The organism is Cupriavidus sp. WGlv3, assembly GCF_023952475.1.
GTDB lineage: Bacteria > Pseudomonadota > Gammaproteobacteria > Burkholderiales > Burkholderiaceae > Cupriavidus > Cupriavidus phytorum.
This window is the reverse complement of the sequence record NZ_JALHRX010000112.1, coordinates 1-1,001: the sequence shown is the minus strand read 5'-3', so window position 1 is coordinate 1,001 and position 1,001 is coordinate 1. Positions and strand designations below refer to the sequence as shown.

Sequence of the window (1,001 nt, the reverse complement as noted above, 5' to 3'; positions counted from 1 at the left end):
CTCCAGGGGGGGCTACCGTGTCAAGAACTGGGCGCAGTTCGACAAGGGATTGATACCCCGAGGAGATATCCCGAGGTGGGTGAGGAACTTGCTCGGGCCGCCGGCTAAAGCCCTGTCGCCCTATCGTGGCCACCCGCTCGCCTATACGGATGCGCTGATCCAGGAGCTGATCGCTCTCAAGCAGGGGTTCCCGCTGCCGCTGCGCGTGCTGCAAGGCTTCGAGTAGAGCTTGCGTAGCCTGGCCTTCCCAACGTTGCCAGCGCCGAACTACACGACAATGAGCCGCGCGCAGAATCTGAACGTCGTGCTGCCCGTCTCGCGTACTGGCGAGCCGCCGCATCTGGTGATCGATAGCGCGGGGCTGAAACTTTACGGCGAAGACGAGTGGAAGGTTCGCAAGCACAGTTGCTTCAAGCGACGGACCTGGCGCACGGTCCATCTTGCTATGGACGCCAACACCAGATACGCCGATTGATACCATCGGAGGTGACGGCGCTTACGACAATAAGGCAAGCCACGCCGAAATTGCCGCGCGAGTTGCACAGCCCGCTATTCCACCACGCGATGGAGCGAAGCCTTGGTCTGAAAGTACGTCGGGCGCCGTCTCGCGTTCCGGCGCGGAGGCGTGCGCCGGTAGCTTGTCAGGATGACGGGCCGAACTGTTATGCTTTCACAGTGAGTTGCTGTTTTAGACCGGGAGCAAAATCTGCGGCATTCAAGTAGTGGTTCTCGATGGGACCCGTACGATGTCGTGTGAACAATAGCTTATCGAAGCTTCTCACCCTATTCTCTGCCGAGTTAAACGCTCTGCCGGTCTGATGTGGCGCTTCACCAATTGATCTAGCAGGCTGCTGAAGTACTCATCGCGCTAGCGATGAGTTTTTCCCCGCAAGGCGGGGAGCGCTGTTTTTCACAATCCGGAAGCCGGACGTCACTGCCTCGGCTTTTTCCGCATTTTGGCGCCCATTCCGGCCTCATTAGCGCGATTACTGCAACTGCGA

General features: G+C 59.0%; 1 pseudogene. It reads left to right on the top strand.

The window, feature by feature from the left end:
• Positions 1-620 (top strand): annotated as a pseudogene (locus tag MKD38_RS30710) (transposase); the annotation flags it as partial.
• Positions 621-1,001: the final 381 nt, after the last annotated feature.